At 69.6% G+C, this 14,392-nt stretch carries 13 protein-coding genes; 7 read left to right on the plus strand and 6 right to left on the minus strand.

Going from position 1 to position 14,392, the window contains the following annotated elements; all coding sequences use genetic code 11:
- Positions 1–68: 68 nt before the first annotated feature.
- Both ACO073_RS14995 and ACO073_RS15000 read right to left on the minus strand, forming a co-directional pair.
- Complete coding sequence (locus ACO073_RS14995) at positions 69–1,490, minus strand: amidase (RefSeq protein ID WP_421998376.1); 1,422 nt, start codon at positions 1,488–1,490, stop codon at positions 69–71.
- Positions 1,487–2,620, minus strand: a complete 1,134-nt coding sequence (locus ACO073_RS15000) for a fumarylacetoacetate hydrolase family protein (protein WP_421998377.1) — start codon at positions 2,618–2,620, stop codon at positions 1,487–1,489. Before ACO073_RS15000 ends, ACO073_RS14995 begins: the two co-directional genes overlap by 4 nt.
- 64 nt (positions 2,621–2,684) lie before the next feature.
- Between ACO073_RS15000 and ACO073_RS15005 the strand changes: the two genes are divergently transcribed.
- The gene (locus ACO073_RS15005) at positions 2,685–3,626 is read left to right on the plus strand and encodes a dihydrodipicolinate synthase family protein (RefSeq protein ID WP_421998378.1); all 942 of its coding nucleotides are present in this window, start codon (positions 2,685–2,687) and stop codon (positions 3,624–3,626) included.
- Between the two features lie 21 nt (positions 3,627–3,647).
- Here the strand turns inward: ACO073_RS15005 and murA are convergent, their stop codons facing one another.
- Entirely contained in the window at positions 3,648–4,961 is a 1,314-nt protein-coding gene (gene murA / locus ACO073_RS15010; protein ID WP_421998379.1) for a UDP-N-acetylglucosamine 1-carboxyvinyltransferase, read from the minus strand.
- 217 nt (positions 4,962–5,178) lie between these two features.
- On the opposite strand from murA, the gene ACO073_RS15015 reads away from it, so the two are divergent.
- Positions 5,179–5,637 (plus strand): GNAT family N-acetyltransferase, encoded by a 459-nt coding sequence (locus ACO073_RS15015; protein WP_421998380.1) that lies wholly within the window; start codon positions 5,179–5,181, stop codon positions 5,635–5,637.
- A gap of 238 nt (positions 5,638–5,875) precedes the next feature.
- Positions 5,876–7,168, plus strand: a complete 1,293-nt coding sequence (locus ACO073_RS15020; protein WP_421998381.1) for an O-acetylhomoserine aminocarboxypropyltransferase/cysteine synthase family protein — start codon at positions 5,876–5,878, stop codon at positions 7,166–7,168.
- A gap of 20 nt (positions 7,169–7,188) precedes the next feature.
- Here the strand turns inward: ACO073_RS15020 and ACO073_RS15025 are convergent, their stop codons facing one another.
- Positions 7,189–7,806, minus strand: a complete 618-nt coding sequence (locus ACO073_RS15025; protein ID WP_421998382.1) for a glutathione S-transferase family protein — start codon at positions 7,804–7,806, stop codon at positions 7,189–7,191.
- 77 nt (positions 7,807–7,883) lie between these two features.
- Between ACO073_RS15025 and ACO073_RS15030 the strand changes: the two genes are divergently transcribed.
- Positions 7,884–8,237 (plus strand): cupin domain-containing protein, encoded by a 354-nt coding sequence (locus tag ACO073_RS15030; protein ID WP_421998383.1) that lies wholly within the window; start codon positions 7,884–7,886, stop codon positions 8,235–8,237.
- 10 nt (positions 8,238–8,247) lie between these two features.
- Here the strand turns inward: ACO073_RS15030 and ACO073_RS15035 are convergent, their stop codons facing one another.
- Both ACO073_RS15035 and ACO073_RS15040 read right to left on the minus strand, forming a co-directional pair.
- Positions 8,248–9,780, minus strand: a complete 1,533-nt coding sequence (locus tag ACO073_RS15035; protein ID WP_421998385.1) for an acyl-CoA synthetase — start codon at positions 9,778–9,780, stop codon at positions 8,248–8,250.
- Between the two features lies 1 nt (position 9,781).
- Complete coding sequence (locus ACO073_RS15040; RefSeq protein ID WP_421998387.1) at positions 9,782–11,341, minus strand: acyl-CoA synthetase; 1,560 nt, start codon at positions 11,339–11,341, stop codon at positions 9,782–9,784.
- Between the two features lie 79 nt (positions 11,342–11,420).
- Here ACO073_RS15040 and ACO073_RS15045 point away from each other — a divergent pair, with 79 nt between their 5' ends.
- From ACO073_RS15045 to ACO073_RS15055, 3 genes are read left to right on the plus strand one after another with little or no spacing between them, the layout of a single operon-like run.
- A complete protein-coding gene (locus ACO073_RS15045; protein ID WP_421998388.1) occupies positions 11,421–12,659 on the plus strand; it encodes a cytochrome P450 in 1,239 nt (412 codons plus the stop codon).
- 23 nt (positions 12,660–12,682) lie between these two features.
- Positions 12,683–13,390 (plus strand): PP2C family protein-serine/threonine phosphatase, encoded by a 708-nt coding sequence (locus tag ACO073_RS15050; protein WP_421998389.1) that lies wholly within the window; start codon positions 12,683–12,685, stop codon positions 13,388–13,390.
- Complete coding sequence (locus ACO073_RS15055; protein WP_421998390.1) at positions 13,387–14,385, plus strand: asparaginase; 999 nt, start codon at positions 13,387–13,389, stop codon at positions 14,383–14,385. The genes ACO073_RS15050 and ACO073_RS15055 overlap by 4 nt, the downstream gene beginning before the upstream one ends.
- The last annotated feature ends 7 nt before the right edge of the window (positions 14,386–14,392 follow it).

Here is a 14,392-nt window from a genome sequence, read left to right on the forward strand (position 1 = left end):
ATCATGAGCGAGCCGGAGGCTCGCGGTCCGGAAGGCCATGACGCGCCACAGGAGTGGCGCGCCCCCGGCTACAGGTCCGGCCATCGGTCGAGCCAGGATTCGCTCGCCTCGTAGAGCGCGGCGGCGCGCAGCACCGAGGCTTCATCGCGGAAGCGGCCGACGATCTGCAGGCCGATCGGCAGGCCTTCGCGGTCGTAGCCGCAGCACAGGCTGAGTGCGGGGTGGCCGGTGATGTTGAACGGCATCGTGTAGGGGAACCAGTTGGCCCTGAGCTCGCCCGCCTCGACGCCGTCGATGTCGATGGGATCGAACAGGTCCTGGTCGATCGGCAGGGCGGTGCGCGACAGGGTCGGGGTCACGAGATAGTCGGCCGTCTCGAACCAGTCCTGCATCTTCCGGAAGAGGTTGGTGCGCTGGAACATGGCCTTCTGGTAGTCGGCCCCCGACCAGTCGGCGGCCATCTTCACCTGGCGCACCAGCGAGGACGACAGCCGGTTGTCGGGGCGCCGCACCAGCTCGTCGAAGCGAGCCCGCCAGGTCGTGTGGTTGATGACCTTCCAGATCGGCTCCATGTCGGGCAGCGCGCCGTCGAGCTCGACCAGCTCGGCGCCCAGCGCCCGCAGGCGGCCGAGGGCGGCCTCGAAGGCGGCGCGGACGTCGCGGGCAACGAGCGTGTTGCCGAGCGTGGCGCTGTACAGGATGCGCCTGCCGGCGAGGTCGCCCTCCGGGTGGGCGGCGGCAAGATAGTCCTGCGGCTGGACGCCGATCGACCACGGGTCCGAGGGATGGGGACCGGCCATCGCCTGCAGCATCAGCGCCGTGTCCATGACCGTGCGCGTCATGGGCGTCACGTAGGTGTAGTTGCCGAAGGCGTCGGCCACCTGGCTGTGCGGGATGACGCCGTTGCTCTGCTTCAGGCCGACCATGCCGTTGGCGGCGGCGGGGATGCGGGTCGAGCCGCCGCCGTCGGTGGCAATGCCGATCGGGCCGATCCCGGCCGCCACCGCGACCGCCGCGCCGCCGCTCGAGCCGCCGGACGTGCGCGCGGCGCTCCAGGCGTTTCGGGTGCGGCCGAACAGCGGCGCGTCGGTCAGCGACTTGTGGCCGAACTCCGGCGTCGTGGTCTTGCCGAACAAGATGCCGCCTGCTGCCTTCACGCGCGCCGCAGAGACGGCGTCCTCCCGGGGTACATTGTCCTCGTGGTGCAGCGAGCCGAAGGTCGTGCGCACGCCCTTCGTGTTCACGAGGTCCTTGGCGGCGAAGGGGATGCCGTGCAGCAGGCCGAGCGGCTGGCCCTTCATGACGGCATCCTCGGCGGCGCGCGCGGCGGCGCGGGCCTGCTCGGGCACGAGCGTGACGAAGCAGTTCAGCACGGGCTGCAGCGCGTCGGCGCGCGCGAGCACCGCGTCGGTGAGTTCGACGGGAGACACCTTCTTCGCGGCGATCTGCTCACGCAGCACCGACGCGGGCAGGCGGGTCAAGTCGCTCATGCCAGCAGGCCGCGGCGGGCGAGATTGCGCATCAGGGCCGACACGCCGAACGTCCAGGGCGCGATCTTGTCGCAATAATTGACCCGGTTGGTGAGCGTGCCGAGCTTGGGCGAGCGGATGGAGACGACGTCGCCCACCATGTGGGTGAAGCCGTGGCCGCCCGGCGTGCGCTGCTCGGTGGGCGCGAACAGGGTGCCGGTCATCAGCACCATGCCGTCGGGATACTGGTGGGTGTCGCCCATGGCGTGGCGCACCAGGTCGGTCGGGTCGCGGCTGATCTTCGACAGGTCGCTGGCACCGCGCAGGCGGAACTGGTCGGGGCCCGTGACCTCGAGTTCGACCTTCGCCTGGCGCACATCGTCCAGGGAGAAGGTCCGGTCGAACAGCCGCACGAAGGGACCGAGCGCGCACGAGGCGTTGTTGTCCTTGGCGATGCCCAGGAGGAGGGCGCTGCGGCCCTCCATGTCGCGCAGGTTGACGTCGTTGCCGAGGGTGGCGCCGACGATCGCGCCGGCGGCGTTCACCACCAGCGTCACCTCGGGCTCGGGATTGTTCCAGTCGGAGTCGGCGCGGATGCCGATCTCGGCTCCGTAGCCGACCGCCGCCATCGGCGGCGCCTTGGTGAAGATCTCGGCGTAGGGGCCGATGCCGACCTCGAGATAGGGCGACCAGGCACCGCGGGCCATCAGGGTCTTCTTGAGCGAATCGGCCTCGGGCGAGCCCGGCCGGATCGTCGTCACGTCGGCGCCGATGATGGAATTCAGCTCCTTGCGAACCTGCTCGGCGCGGCCCGGGTCGCCCTTGCACTGTTCCTCGATCAGGCGCTCGAGCAGGCTGACGGCGAAGGTGACGCCGGCCGCTTTCACCGCCTGCAGGTCGATCGGGGCGAGGAGAGCGGGCACCAGCTCCTCCAGCGCGCCGATCCGCTCGCCCGGCGTCCGGGCCAGGCCGACAGGATCGGCCGCGTTGCACAGGTCCGCGACCGTCGGCACGGCCCGGGTGATGTCGAACACGCCCCCGGCGCGGACCGCCACCACGCAGGGGCCGTCGGGACCCTGGACGCGGCCGATCAGGGTGCCCGTCGTCCCGTCCTCGGGAAGGATTTCCGCTGTCGAAGGTGCCACGGCCAAGCTCCTACTGGACGTTCCCGGCGCTTCGTTGCAGAAAAGGCGCGCCATCCCGGGAGAAGTAATCATGGCCGCTCAGCGGATCAAAGGCGTTCTTTCGCCGGTCGTCACCCCCTTCAAGCGCGACCTGTCGCCGGATGTCGGCCGCTTCATCGCCCACTGCAAGTGGCTGCTGAGCCAGGATTGCGGCCTGGCGGTGTTCGGCACGAATTCCGAGGCCAATTCCATGGCGGCCGACGAGCGCATGGGCCTGCTGGAAGCGGCCGTCTCGGCCGGCGTTCCGACCGACCGCATGATGCCCGGCACGGGCGCCTGCTCGATCACCGAGGCGGCAAAGGTCAGCGCGCATGCGACCAAGCTCGGCGTCGGTGGCGTGCTGATGCTGCCGCCCTTCTACTACAAGGGCGTTCCGGAGGAGGGGCTGTTCCGTTTCTTCTCGGAAGTGGTGCAGCGGGTCGGCGACGACCGCCTGCGCGTCTATCTCTATCACATCCCGCCGGTCTCGGCCGTGCCCATCACGCACAAGCTGGTCGAGCGGCTGATGAAGGCCTATCCGAAGCAGATCGCCGGCATGAAAGACAGCGCCGACGACTGGCCCCACACGAAGAGCATGATCGACGCCTTCGGCAAGGATGGGTTCGACGTTTTCTCGGGCAACGAGAAGCCGCTGATCGAGAACATCAAGGCGGGCGGCGCGGGCTGCATCAGCGCCACGGCCAACATCAACCCGGGCAAGATCGCCGAGACCTACAAGAAGCACGCGACGCCGGAGGGCGAGAAGCTGCAGGCCTGGATCAACGAGGTCCGCGGCGTCATGCAGGGCTACGTCATGATCCCGGCGCTGAAGTACTGCATCGCCCACTATGGCGACGATGCCGCCTGGACGCCGGTCCGACCGCCGCTGGTCGAGACCGACGAGAAGGCCGGCAAGGACATGATCGCCAAGCTCGACAAGCTCGGCTTCACCATGCCCGGCCTCAAGCAGGCGATGGCGGTGGCGGCGGAGTAGCCGCCGCCCCATTCATGGTCGCTACTGCCGGGTGATGTCGGCGCCGCAGGCTGCCAGCTTCTCGGCCATGCCGTCGTAGCCGCGATCGAGATGGTCGAGGCCGTCGAGCACGGTCTCGCCTGACGCGCCCAGCCCGGCCAGGACGAGGGCGGCGGCGGCCCGCACGTCTGTGCACGTCACCGACGCGCCGTTGAGGCGGCGGACGCCGCGGATGCGCGCGGTGCGCCCGTGAATCGCGATGTCGGCGCCCATCTTGCGCAGCTCGTCGACGTGGCGGAAGCGCTGCTCGAAGATGGTCTCGTCGACCGCGCTGACACCGGTGGCGAGCGTGAGCAGGGCCATGGTCGGCGCCTGCATGTCGGTGGCGAAGCCGGGATAGGGACCGGTGACGAAGTCGACCCCGGTCAGGCCGGACTTCGAGCGGCGGGCGATCGCGCCGTCGCCGGTATCGTAGAGGTCGACGCCGGCCGCCTCGAACGTCGTGGCGGCGACTCCCAGAAGGTCCATCCGGCCGTTGGGCAGGACCAGCATGCCGTCGGTGAAGGCGGCAGCACAGGCCATGGTGGCGAACTCGATGCGGTCGGGCAGCACGCCGTGTACTGCGCCCTTGAGCGCGGAGCCGCCCCGCACGGTGAGCCGGTGCGTGCCGATGCCCTTGATGGCGGCTCCCATCGCGCGCAGGCATTGCGCCAGGTCGGCGATCTCGGGCTCGCGGGCGGCGTTGCGGATGGTCGTCGTGCCGTCGGCGCCGACCGCTGCCAGCAGCAGGTTCTCGGTGGCGCCGACCGACGGCTGCGGCAGCAGGATGTCGGCGCCGCGCAGGCCGCCGGGTGCCGTCGCATGGATGACGCCGCCCTCGATCTCGACGGTCGCGCCCATGGCGCGCAGGCCGGCGACGTGGAAGTCGATGCCGCGCAGGCCGATCGCGTCACCGCCCGGCATCGGGAGCACGGCTTCGCCGCTGCGGGCGAGCAAGGCCCCCAGCAGAAGGACCGAGGCGCGCATGCGCGTCACCAGGCCGGGGTCGATCTGCCGCGCCTCGACCCGGTCGGCGCAGATCGTGACCGAAAGCCCGTCGCTGCCGGTCGACCAGTGCATCTCGCAGCCCAGGCGCTGCAGCAGCGCGGCCAGCACGGCGACATCGAGCGTTGCCGGCACATTGCGCAGGGTCACGAGGTGCGGCGTGAGCAGCGCCGACACCATGAGCGGCAGGACGGCGTTCTTGGCGCCGCTGATCGGATAGGTGCCGTTGAGCGGACGGCCGCCGCGGATCGCGAGGCGGTGTCCGCTGTCAGGCCGCCACCAGGGAGCGGCCGACGCGAGAGGAACGTTCATGGCCGACCGGTATAGGGGCGCCGCGTTGACAGTGCCACCATGCCGGCGCTATATGATCGTCATGCTCACGAACCTGCTCCAGAAGGGTTGGTACTTTACGCTGCTGACATAGGCGGCGCGAAGGGTTGTGACCTGACGAAGCCGCCGCTTCCCGGCGGCTTCTGTGTTTCTGGAATAGGGCCTCCGGGCCGCGGCGGGACCGCAAACGGAGGACGAGATGTCGATTACCGAAGCCGAAGAGTCCGAAGCGCCGCCGCCGTCCATACGCGTGCGCCTGGCAGGTCCGCGCGACTGCGAGGCCCTGGCCGCCCTGCTCGACGATGCCAACCATGCTCGCGACCAGGTGATGACCTGGCTGGAGACTCCCGGCACGACGCTGCTGGTGGCTCAGAGCGAGATCGGGGTGCTGGGCGTGGCCGTGCTGCTCACCCGCATCATGCCCAAGCCGGGCGGCGGGATGCACAAGGTGATCGAGGTCGACAATCTCGTCGTCCATCGCGATCGCCGCGGCCAGCGCATCGGGCGGCGCCTGCTCGCGGCTGCCGTCGAATGGTCCCGCCAGCGGCGCGCCGCCCAGGTCGAGGTGCTGGTGGGCGACGCCAACCGGGACGCCCGCCGCTTCTACGAGAGCTTCGGATTCGCGACGTCGGTCGACCGGCTGGTGCTGGCGGCGTGACGGGCCCGGCGCCCGTCCTCGTGCGAACGGCGCGTCCGGGCGAACACGCCGCCCGGAGCGAGCCGTTCGCCGCGCTGGACGCGTTCCATCGGAGGACGCGGCCCGATGCCTTCCGGATCGATGGGTTCGGCTTCGTGTCCTCGGTCGACCGTCTGGTGCTGCGGGCCTAGTCCTGCCAAGCTCGCGTGAAGGCCGGCCGCTGACGGCGCCGGACCGACCGAGCATCGGGGGGAAAGTCATGCCGACGAACAGCAAGCATCCGGAGACCGTCGTGCTGCATTCGGGCTACCGCAGCGATCCGGCGACGAACGCCGTGGCGGTGCCGATCTACCAGACCACGAGCTACCAGTTCCGCGACACGCAGCACGCGGCCAACCTGTTCGGCCTGGCCGAGCTCGGCAACATCTACACGCGCATCATGAACCCGACCAACGACGTTCTGGAGCAGCGGGTCGCCGCGCTCGAGGGTGGCGTGGCGGCGCTGGCGCTGGGCTCGGGACAGGCGGCCTCGCTGTTCGCCGTCCAGAACATCTGCCATGCCGGCGACAATTTCGTCGCCTCGACCGATCTCTACGGCGGCACCTGGAACCTGTTCGCCAACACCATGAAGACGATGGGGATCGAATGCCGCTTCGTCGATCCGGCCGATCCCGAGAACTTCCGCCGCGCCACCGATGCCCGGACGCGCTGCTACTACGCCGAGACGCTGCCCAATCCCAAGCTCACGGTCTTTCCGATCGGCGAGGTGGCGCGCATCGGCCAGGAGCTCGGCGTGCCGCTGATCATGGACAATACGGCGGCGCCGGTGATCTGCCGGCCGCTCGACCATGGCGCGGCGATCGTCATGCATTCGACGACCAAGTATATCGGCGGCCACGGCACCTCGATCGGCGGCATCCTGGTCGACGGCGGCACCTTCGATTGGGAGAAGCACAAGGACCGCTTCCCGATGCTGAACACGCCCGACCCCAGCTACCACGGGGCGGTGTGGACGCAGGCGGTGAAGCCGCTGGGACCGATCGCCTACATCCTGAAGGCGCGGGTGACGCTGCTGCGCGACGTCGGCGCGCCGATGAGCCCGTTCAACGCCTTCATGTTCATCCAGGGCCTGGAGACCCTGCCATTGCGCATGCGGGTGCATTGCGACAATGCCGACAAGGTGGCGCAGCACCTGTCCAAGCACGCCAAGATCGCCAAGGTGATCCATCCGTCGTTGATGAAAGGTGAGGCGAAGAAGCGGGCCGAGACCTACCTGTCACGAGGCATGGGCGCCCTGCTTGGTTTCGAGCTGAAGGGCGGCGCCGACGCCGGGCGGAAGTTCATCGACAGCCTGAAGATGTTCTATCACGTCGCCAATATCGGCGACGCGCGCAGCCTCGCCATCCATCCCGCCTCGACCACCCACAGCCAGCTTACTCCAGAGGAGCAGGCGCAGACCGGCGTGACGCCGGGCTACGTCCGCCTCTCGATCGGCATCGAGCATATCGAGGATATCCTGGCTGACCTCGACCAGGCGCTGGCGGCGGCGTGAGGCAAGGCGATGGGGGCCGGCTAAGCCGGCTCCTTCTCGCGGTCTTCCCACATCTTCCGAAAGGCCGGACGCGCCTGGCAGGCGTCGAGCCAGGCCTTCACCCTTGGATTGGCGTCGAACAGCTCCCGGGCCGGCGTGGCGTAGCGCACGACCTCGGCGACGTTGATGTCGGCCACGGTGAAGCGGCCGCCGACCAGCCAGCCACCGGACACGGCGTCGTTCAGCACGGCGAAGGGCGCGCGCAGGGCATCGACAGCCTCGCGGGGCGCTCCCTGCTGGAGGACCGCCAGCGCATGGCCTTCCACCTCGGTGGCGGCCCACAGGGACCACATGATCATCTGGCCTTCCTCGGCGATGTCCTTCGGCGCCAGCGGTCCGCCGTGCTTGCGCGCGAGGTAGAGGTTGATGGCGAGCGATTCGTGCAGCACCAGACCGTCATCGTCGATCGAGGGAACGTGCCCGTTGGGATTGACCTTGAGGAAGGACGGCGAGCGCGTGTGGGTGACGCCGGCCGGGATGGGCTCCTTCAGGCGGTAGAGCTGCATGACCGGTTCGAGCCGGAAGGGCAGGCCGAGCTCGTGCGCCAGCCAGATGTTGCGCGAGGCGCGGGAGCGGTGAACGCCGTAGATCGTGAGCATGGGACCTCGTCCTGTCGATGGGAACGCCAACGGAAACGGGTCATAATCCCTCCCGGACCAGCGGGAAAGGACGCGCCATGACGGCAGACCACAGGCTCAAGCCGGTGCCGAACGCGGACCATCTCTACGAGGTCGAGCGGAGGGACCGCCACGCCGAGCGCCCCGGCTTCCGCATCAGCGAGCTGCAGCTCTCGCCGACGCAGACTGTGCCCTGGCACTACCACACGAGCGTCAGCGACACGTTCTATGTGCTGGCGGGCGAGATGCGGCTCTTCCTGCAGAAGCCCAAGCAGGAGGTGCGCCTGAATCCGGGCGAGAGCTTCGTCGCCGCGCCCGGCCGACCGCATCTGGTGACCAACGCCGGGCAGACCTCGCTTACCTTCCTTGTCCTGCAGGGGATCGGCACCTACGACTACGTGCCGATGGTGTAGACGACGAAGCTCAGGTGATCGCCGGCTTGTCCGTGCCGACGAACTGGACGCGCAGTTCGCGCTTCAGGACCTTGCCGGTGGCGTTGCGCGGCAGCACGTCGACGAAGACGACTTCCTGGGGAACCTTGAACTTGGCGAGCTGGCCGAGGCAGTGGCGGATGACGTCGCCTTCCTCCAGCGCCGCATCCGTCTTGCGCACGATGACGGCGAGGCCGACTTCGCCCCAGCGCTGGTTGGGCACGCCGATGATGGCGGCGTCGGCGACCTGCGGGATCTGGAACAGGACATTCTCGACCTCGGCCGGATACACGTTCTCGCCGCCCGAGATGTACATGTCCTTCCAGCGGTCGACGATGTAGACGAAGCCTTCCGCGTCCTGGCGCGCGGCGTCGCCGGTATGCAGCCAGCCGTCGGTGAAGGACCGCGCCGTGGCCTCGGGCTTGTTCCAGTAGCCGGGCGTGATGTTGGGCCCCTTGATCAGCAGCTCGCCGATGCCGCCGGGCGGCACGTCCTCGCCCGCATCGTCGACGATGCGGATGGCCGTGTGCATCAGCGCCTTGCCGGCCGAGCCGACCTTGCGGATCGCGTCGGCGGCGTCGAGCATGGTGCCGGCCGGGCTGGTCTCGGTCATGCCCCAGCCCTGGACCAGCGGCACGCCGCGGGCGCTCCAGGTCTCGAGGATGGCCAGCGCGCAGGGCGCGCCGCCGACGCCGGCGATGCGGAGCCGCGACAGGTCGGCGCCCTGGAACTTCGGATGCTGCATCATGAACTGGTAGGGCGCCGGCACCGCGAAGAAGTGGGTGATGCCGAGCGCGGGGTCGGAGATGCAGTCGAGCGCGGCGCCGGGGTCGAAGGTCCGCATGATCAGGATCGTGCCGCCGGCGTGGAGCACGGGATTGGCGTAGCAGTTCAGCCCCCCGGTATGGAACAGCGGCAGGACCACGAGCTGCACGGTCTGCGGTGTGATGAGGGCCGGGATGCCGAGGTTCACGCAGTTCCAGAAGTTCATGCCATGCGTGATGATGGCGCCCTTCGGATGGCCGGTGGTGCCGGACGTGTACATCACCATGGCGATGTCGTCGTGGGTAAGCGCCTGTGGTGCGGGCGCCGGCGGTGCGGCCGCGAGGGCCCGTTCGTATTCGCTGCCGGGATCGCCGGAGTCGATCTCCAGCCTGGGGTAGGACAGCTGCTGCGCCGCATCGGCGAAGCCGCGGTCGTGGACCAGCAGGGACGGCGTCGAATCGTCCAGGATGTAGCGGAGCTCCGGGACGGCGAGCCGCCAGTTGAGCGGCAGCAGGATGGCCCCCAGCCGTCCGCAGGCGAACTCCAGCTCGAAGTACTCCGGTCCGTTCTGTGCCAGCAGCGCGACGCGGTCGCCGCGGCCGATCCCGCGCGCCGTGAGCGCCGCGGCCAGGCGGTCGGCGCGGGCGTGCAGGGCGGCGTAGCTGAGGCGCCGGCCGGTCTGCAGGTCGTGGATGGCGAGATGGTCCGGGCGACGCCCGGCGTGATGGGCGATCCAGTCGAAATAGGGGATGACGGGCATGTCAGTTCACGGCCTTGGGCGCGTCCTTCCAGTAGGGAGCGCGCAGCTCGCGCTTCAGCACCTTGCCGGCGCCCGACAGGGGTAGGGGCGTGTCGCGGAACTCGACGCTGCGCGGGCACTTGTAGCCGGCGATGTGGTGGCGGCAATGCGCGGTCACGGCGTCGGCCGTGAGCGTGGCGCCGGACTTGGCGACGATGACGGCGTGCACCCGCTCGCCCCAGCGCTCGTCCGGGACGCCGATCACGGCCACCTCGGCCACTTCCGGCATCAGCGAGATCGCGTTCTCGACCTCGGCCGAGTAGACGTTCTCGCCGCCCGAGATGATCATGTCCTTCAGCCGGTCGACGATGAAGACGAAGCCTTCCTCGTCCATGTAGGCACCGTCGCCGGAATAGTACCAGCCGTCCTCGAGCACGGCCGCCGTCTCCTCGGGTTTGTTCCAGTAGCCCTTCATGATGTTGGGACCGCGCACGGCCAGTTCGCCGGTCGTGCCGCGCGGCACCTCGCGGCGGTCGGCGTCGACGATCCTCACCTGGCAGGCAAGGGCGGCCTGGCCGCACGACTTCAGCCGGCCGGCGAACGGCCCGTCGAGGGTCGTGTAGCGCGGGTCGAGCAGGGTGACGATCGGGGCTGCCTCGGTCATGCCGTAGCCATGCATCAGCTGGACGTGCGGCATCACCTCCATGGCGCGCCGCAGCACGCCCTCGGGCATCGGCGAGGCGCCGTACAGGATGAAGCCGAGCGAGCCGATGTCGAACTCGCCGAACCTGGGATGGTTGACCAACATGTTGATCATGGTCGGCACGAACTGGGCGTGCGTCACTTTCTCGGTCTCGATCGTCTGCAGCACCTCGAGCGGCTCGAAGCGCGGCACGAAGGCGTGGCGGCCGCCGGCCAGGGTGACGCCGAACGTCGAGGCGCCGTCGGCCAGGTGGAACATGGCGCCGGAATGGAGATAGGCGGTGTCGGCGGTGAATCCCATGCCGGCCACGGCGTTGAGCGCGTTCACCACCAGGTTGGCGTGGGTCAGCATGACGCCCTTGGACCGGCCGGTGGTGCCGCCGGTATAGAACAGCCCGGCCAGGTCCTCGCGGCCGGCGCCGGCGTCGGCGACGGGTTCGGCGGTCGCGAGATCCTCGTAACGGAGCATGCCTTCGGGACCGGCCGTGTCGTCGAGCCAGACGATCTCGCGCAGCGCGCCGACATCCGTCTCAATCGCCGAGAGATGGTGCGCCATGGCGGTGTCGACGAAGAGGACGACAGCGCCGGAATCGGCCAGGACGTAGGCGATCTCGGGGGCGGCCAGGCGCGTGTTGATCGGCACCATGGCGGCGCCGGCCCACGGGATGGCGTACATCAGCTCGAGGTAGCGGTCGCTGTTGAGCGCGAGGATCGCGACCCGGTCGCCGGTCCGCACGCCCAGCGCGGAAAGCGCGCCGGCCACCCGGCTCACCCGGCCCTGCGTCTGGCGCCAGGTGAAGCGCCGCCCGGCGAAGTGGGTCGAGATCGCGTTCGGCCTGATCTGGACGGCGCGGCGAAGTCCCTGGGTCAGAGAGAACATGGCCGGATGCTAGTAGGGAATCCCGGCTGAGAAAACGGCCTGCGTTCGCGCCGCGAATGCCTTCGTGCTAAGAAGCGGCATGAACGACATGACCCCGCCCGCCCAGGCCGGAGAGCCGCTTGAGTTCAATCCGCTCGACCCGGCATTCATCGCCGATCCGTATCCTCTCTACCGGCGGCTGCGCGAGACCTCCCCGGCCTTCCGGACACCGCAGGGCCTGTGGCTGATCACCCGTTACGAGGACGTGGCCTTCGCGCTGCGCGACCGTCGCTTCGGCAAGGATTTCGCCGGCAACATCGAGCGCCGCTACGGCGACACGAGCCGGATGAGCGAGCCGGCCATCGCCAGCCTGTCGCACACGATGCTGGTGCTCGACCCGCCCGACCATACGCGCCTGCGCGGGCTCGTGACCAAGGCCTTCACCGCCCGGCGCGTGGCCGACATGCGGCCGCGCATCAAGGCGCTGGTCGACGAGCAGCTCGACCGGGTGATCGACAAGGGCGAGATGGACGTCATGCGCGACCTCGCGCACCGCCTGCCGGTGATCGTGATCTGCGACATGCTGGGCATCCCCGAGGACCAGCGCGCGCCGTTCCTGGCCGCCAGCAACGTCAACGGGCGCATCCTCGAGCCCGTGCCCATGACGCGCGAGGAGATGGACCTCGCCAACCAGAACACGCTGATGGCCAGCGTCTACTTCCGGCATCTCTGCGAACTGCGCCGCCGCGAGCCGCGCGACGATCTCACGACCGAGCTTGTGCGGGCGGAGGAGGCGGGCGACAAGCTCAGCGCCGAGGAGCTCGAGGCCAACATGGCGCTGCTGTTCGGCGCCGGGCACGAGACGACGACCAACCTTATCGGCAACGGCCTGCTGGCGCTGCATCGCCATCCCGACCAGTGGGAGAAGATCAAGGCGGATCCCTCGCTGATCCCCAACGCCGTCGAGGAGCTGCTGCGCTACGATTCGTCGGTCCAGCTCACCGGCCGCGTCACCAGTACCGAAGTCGAGGTGGGCGGCATCACGCTGCCGGCAAAGTCGAGTGTGGTGGCTCTGCTAGGCGCCGCCAACCGCGATCCTGCGCAGTATCCCGATCCCGACAGGCTCGATATCGGCCGAGAGCACATCCGCCCGCTGTCGTTCGGCGGCGGCATTCATCATTGCCTGGGCGCACAGCTGGCGCGCCTCGAGGCCGAGCTGGTGTTCACTGCCCTGGTCGAGCGGCTGCCGACCCTCTCGTTGCCGGAAAAGGACGCGCCGGCCTGGCGTCGCAGCTTCACCCTGCGCGGACTGAGCCGGCTGCCGGCTGTCTGGCACTAGACGTCGGGGAGCGGAAGAGGCGCATGCCGGGACGCTGGCGGGGCGAGGGCGCCCAACACCAGGGTGCTCGCCCGTATCAGGAGGACTGCTGGGCGCTGCGGCCGCTGGCCGACGGGTCGCTGCTGGCCGTGGTCGCCGACGGGATGGGCGGCCATGCTGGCGGCGCGGTCGCCAGCAAGGTCGCGGTCGAGGCCTTCGTCAATGCCGTCGAGCAGGGGGGCGGGCTGGCCGACGGGCTGGCCGAGGCCAATGCCGCTGTCGGAAAGGCCCAGGCGGGCCGTGCCGATCTCGCCGGCATGGGCGCCACGCTGGTCGGTGTGCAGGTGCGCGGCGACGAGGTGCGCTGGATCAGCGTCGGCGATTCGCCGTTCTTCCTGGTGTCGCCGGCGGGGCTCGAGCGCCTCAACGCCGATCACTCCATGGCGCCCCAGATTGACGCGCTGGTGAAGCGCGGCATGCTGACGGCGGAGGAGGCCGAGCACCATCCCGGCCGTCACACGCTGCGCGAGGCCGTCATGGGCCAGCCGCTCAGCCTGATCGACAGGGGCAGCCGGCGCGTCGACGGCGGCGCGACGCTGCTGGTCTGCAGCGACGGTGTGCAGTCGCTCGGCGACGCCGCCATCGCGACGGGCGGGCGACAGTCGGCCGAGGCTCTGGTCGCCGCCGTCCTCGGCGCGGCCAAGGCGCACCAGGACAATGTGACGGTGGTGAAGCTGGAGCGTACTTCGTGAGCGGCCCCGTGGTGATCGAGGTGACGCGCGGCCCGATCGTCGAGAGCCGCCACGAGGGCATCGCGGCCATCGTCAAGCCGGACGGCAGCGTCGTGGCGTCCTGGGGCGACATCGACCAGCCGATCCTGCCGCGGTCGGCCAACAAGCCGATCCAGGCGATGGCCTTCGTCGAGAGCGGTGCCGTCGGGCGCTTCGGCCTGGGTGACGAGCACATCGCGCTGGCCTGCGCCTCGCACAGCGGCGAGAAGCGCCATGTCGAGACGGTCCAGGACTGGCTTGGCCGGATCGGGCTGAGCGAGGCGGATCTCGAATGCGGCGTCCACCCGCCGCGCCTGCAGGGCACGATCGAGGAGCTCGCGCGCGCCGGCCGCCAGCCGACGCCCGCCTTCAACAACTGCTCGGGCAAGCATTCGGGCTTCCTGACCACGGCGGTGCAGTACGGCGAGCCGACCAGCGGCTACATCGGCTACGACCATCCGGTGCAGCAGCGCCTGCGCGCGGTGATGACCGATCTCTGCGGCAGCAACGCGGACGAGTTCCCGTGGGGAACCGACGGCTGCGGCATCCCCACGCTGGCCACGCCGCTGCGAAGCCTGGCGCGCGCCATGGCGAGCATGGCCGATCCCTCGCTCCTGTCGGACCGGCACGCCGAGGCGGCCGGCCGCATCCGCACCGCGATGAACGCCGAGCCGTTCATGGTGGCGGGCAGCGGCCGCTTCTGCACGCGCCTCAACGCGGCATTGCCCGGCGTCGCCCAGGTCAAGACCGGGGCGGAAGGCGTTTTCTGCGGCATGCTGCCGACCCTGGGGCTGGGCGTGGCGCTCAAGATGTGGGACGGCGCGGCGCGGGCCTCCGAGGTCGCCATGGCGGCGCTGCTCGACCATCTCGGTGTCCTGCCTGCCGACCAGCGCGAGGCGATCGTGCACCCGCCGGTCAGGAACGTCGTCGGCCTGCTGGTCGGCGAGATGCGGCCGGCCCGGAGCTGGCTCGGCTGAGACGGCG

The sequence above is a fragment of the Reyranella sp. genome (assembly GCF_965229815.1).
GTDB lineage: Bacteria > Pseudomonadota > Alphaproteobacteria > Reyranellales > Reyranellaceae > Reyranella.

Bases quoted from the DNA above. Each gene is read 5' to 3' on its own strand.
- ACO073_RS15035 (WP_421998385.1), bottom strand. From the start codon at position 9,780: ATGCCCGTCATCCCCTATTTCGACTGGATCGCCCATCACGCCGGGCGT.
- ACO073_RS15015 (WP_421998380.1), top strand. From the start codon at position 5,179: ATGTCGATTACCGAAGCCGAAGAGTCCGAAGCGCCGCCGCCGTCCATA.
- ACO073_RS15040 (WP_421998387.1), bottom strand. From the start codon at position 11,341: ATGTTCTCTCTGACCCAGGGACTTCGCCGCGCCGTCCAGATCAGGCCG.
- murA (WP_421998379.1), bottom strand. From the start codon at position 4,961: ATGAACGTTCCTCTCGCGTCGGCCGCTCCCTGGTGGCGGCCTGACAGC.
- ACO073_RS15045 (WP_421998388.1), top strand. From the start codon at position 11,421: ATGAACGACATGACCCCGCCCGCCCAGGCCGGAGAGCCGCTTGAGTTC.
- ACO073_RS15030 (WP_421998383.1), top strand. From the start codon at position 7,884: ATGACGGCAGACCACAGGCTCAAGCCGGTGCCGAACGCGGACCATCTC.
- ACO073_RS15020 (WP_421998381.1), top strand. From the start codon at position 5,876: ATGCCGACGAACAGCAAGCATCCGGAGACCGTCGTGCTGCATTCGGGC.
- ACO073_RS15050 (WP_421998389.1), top strand. From the start codon at position 12,683: ATGCCGGGACGCTGGCGGGGCGAGGGCGCCCAACACCAGGGTGCTCGC.
- ACO073_RS15005 (WP_421998378.1), top strand. From the start codon at position 2,685: ATGGCCGCTCAGCGGATCAAAGGCGTTCTTTCGCCGGTCGTCACCCCC.
- ACO073_RS14995 (WP_421998376.1), bottom strand. From the start codon at position 1,490: ATGAGCGACTTGACCCGCCTGCCCGCGTCGGTGCTGCGTGAGCAGATC.
- ACO073_RS15025 (WP_421998382.1), bottom strand. From the start codon at position 7,806: ATGCTCACGATCTACGGCGTTCACCGCTCCCGCGCCTCGCGCAACATC.